At 22.6% G+C, this 2,855-nt stretch carries 4 protein-coding genes; all 4 read left to right on the top strand.

Translation table 11 applies throughout. The features are described from left to right. The first annotated feature begins 361 nt into the window (after positions 1–361). From Q0J90_RS12650 to Q0J90_RS12665, 4 genes are read left to right on the top strand one after another with little or no spacing between them, the layout of a single operon-like run. A complete protein-coding gene (locus Q0J90_RS12650) occupies positions 362–664 on the top strand; it encodes a hypothetical protein (protein WP_297278251.1) in 303 nt (100 codons plus the stop codon). Then, positions 630–1,718: a DnaJ domain-containing protein gene (locus tag Q0J90_RS12655; RefSeq protein WP_297278252.1), complete on the top strand. Its 1,089-nt coding sequence runs from the start codon at positions 630–632 to the stop codon at positions 1,716–1,718. The genes Q0J90_RS12650 and Q0J90_RS12655 overlap by 35 nt, the downstream gene beginning before the upstream one ends. 28 nt (positions 1,719–1,746) lie before the next feature. Beyond that, the gene (locus Q0J90_RS12660; protein WP_297278253.1) at positions 1,747–1,893 is read left to right on the top strand and encodes a hypothetical protein; all 147 of its coding nucleotides are present in this window, start codon (positions 1,747–1,749) and stop codon (positions 1,891–1,893) included. A 50-nt stretch (positions 1,894–1,943) separates the two neighbouring features. Continuing rightward, positions 1,944–2,666, top strand: coding sequence for a VWA domain-containing protein (locus Q0J90_RS12665; RefSeq protein WP_297278254.1), 723 nt, complete (start codon positions 1,944–1,946; stop codon positions 2,664–2,666). Positions 2,667–2,855 lie beyond the last annotated feature (189 nt).

The raw sequence follows: 2,855 nt of genomic DNA on the forward strand, positions 1-2,855 counted from the left end.
AAGCTCTCTTAAAAATATTTCTTTATGAGTGTATATAGAATGCACCATTAAATTTAATATTTGTTTAGTTTCGGCTTCAAAATTAAGTATTTGTTTTTCTGCCATAATAAACTCCTTCGTTTAATTAATTTAAAATTCTTTACGGTTAAAGATTAAATATATAAAAGTATTAAAGTGAATATATAAAGTCTAAAAATTGAATGTATATATATTATAACAAAAAATTAAAAAAATCAAATATTTAACAAAAATAATAATTAATAAATAATAATAAAAAGTATATCTATATTAATATATAATATTGATTTTTTCATTTTTTTGCTTATTATATTTAATTACATAATGATTTGTGGGTTATAAAATGAAAGATAATTTAGTAAAGATATTAATATTCTTAGGAATAATTATTATTCCATATTTTATATTAGTACAATTTAGTATGCTATTCTCAGGAATAGTGTTTATTATATCTTCAATTATATTTATAATAATAATTTCTAAAACTAAAAAATATAATGTTAAAAATATTTTGTTAGAAATTCTGTCATATTTAGTTGTAATTGTTATTTCATACAGTATAAGCCAATCTAAAATGTGGTTTGGAATAATATTTTTTATAACCACATCGGTTGTATTTTTTATTAATTACAATACATATAAATGAAGAATATGATGATAAAATTAAAAAAGAAAAAAAATATTACTCAGATAAGTTAGATGATGAAGAATATTATAAAGGTTTTGATATAGGAAAAGAAAAAGATTATAAAGATAAAGATGAAGCTGCATCAAGATTCAGAGCAATAAAAAAAGAAATAGATAAATTAAGAGAAAAAGAAAGAGAATTAGAAAAAAGAGAAAAAGAATTGGAGGAAAAAGAAAAAGATGCTCTAAATAAAGCAGCAGAAGCTGAAGCTATGAAAGAAAAATTAAAAGAAAAAGAAAAAAGAATAGAAGAAATGCTTGAAAAAATAAGAATGGAAGAGGAAGAAGAAACTAAAAAAGATAAAATAGCTGTTACAACTGCAATTAATATAGGAATAAGATTAGTTGAAAAGTTTTTAAATAAACTAAAAGATTTAAATAATAAATATTCAGAAGGTACTCATTTACATTTTGCTGTTACTCTTTATGAGTTTACAGAAGTTGAAGAGGAATTAAAAAATAGTTATAATATTATAAAAAATAGTATCGAAGAATATGGCTATCCTTTTACTATATGGCTGGAAGAAATAGACAAATATCTAAAGCTTTATTCAGAAAATAAGGAATACTGTGCCTATGATAAAGCATATAAATACTGTTTATTAGCATTGGCTTACTGTTATAGTTATGCTATTATGATAAATATAATTATTATACGTGAAAACGGAACATCTTCAGAAGAAAGGAAAACTGAATATGAAGAAAGTTCATACAGCGACATTCCAAAAGAATTTCAAAATGAAGACGGAACTTTAACTAATTACTATCAAATTTTATGGGAAGATGAGTATATAGAATCAGAATATGATAAATATGTAACTTACACAAGAAAAGATATAGATAAGCAATATAAAGAAATGGCTAAAAAATACCACCCTGATAAGCATGCTGATGATAAAGAATATGCCGAAGCAAAATTCAAAGAAATACAAAATGCTAAAGATATGTTATTTGAAAGAAGAGATGAGTACGATGAAATATATTTAGAATACTTTAGAAAAAAATATTCTTAAAATAATAAATAATTTTTAGGAGTTTTATATGTCAGAAAAAAAGAAATTAATTATACCTGAATTAAAGAAAGGAAGTTTATCCATAAATACAAATAGTAAATTAAAACCAGTAAATTTAAATAAGCCTAATATATCTAAAATATTTGGAGAAGAAAGTAGTATAAAAAAGAAATAGAAGAAAATACAGAATTTGATTTGCTTTTGATAGGAGATCTTACAGGTTCTATGGAAATGTATAGAGAAGTATTAAAAAATAAATTCAAAGAAATTTCAAAAACATTATTTGCATTAATAAATAATCTGCGTATAGGTATAATATTTTATTTAGATCATGGAAGCGGAGATCCATATATAACAAAAATACATGAACTTTCTAAAGATACTAATTCTTTATTTAATTTTATAAAAAATACTCCAAATGGGAATGGAGGCGATGAAGATGAAGCGGTAGAAGATGCTTTAAATGATGCACTTAATATTAATTGGAATCAAAAAGGTATAAAATCTATAGTATTATTTGGAGATGCTAAACCTCATCAGCCTCACGAATGCCCTGAAAAACTTGATTATTTCAAAATAGTAGAAAAACTTTATAAAAATAAAATCACTGTTAATACTGTTTATTGTTCGGATATAAATGATGTGGAAAATTTATATAAAGTTAATATAGGAGATTTTTCCAAAAGAGTAACAAATTTAAACAATGGAGAATTTTTTTCTTGGACTGCAAATGTTACAGGAGGTATAGCTATCGGTATAAACAATATTGATGATATAGTTGATATAATACAGGCGATGGCAGCAAAAGATGCAGGAAAAATAGATGAACTTGAAAAAGAAGTGAAAAATAATACTATCTCAATAAAAGTACCTGTATTAAAAAAGATAAAGGAACAATCAATAAAAATAGAAGAAAAGAAAAAAATTTTAGGTACATCAAACAAATAATACAAAAAAATATAATTATTTTATATTATTTGTTTGATATATAAAAAATCAAATACCTTATAATATTTAATCATTATAATTTTTTATTTTTTCTATCCAAGTTTTGTATTCTTCATCAGATATTTCATCCAAAATTTTAACATAAGGATTAAGCTTCTGATGCACTTTAGAAAAATAATTCATATTCCA

It is taken from the genome of uncultured Brachyspira sp. (assembly GCF_944390595.1).
Lineage (GTDB): Bacteria > Spirochaetota > Brachyspiria > Brachyspirales > Brachyspiraceae > Brachyspira.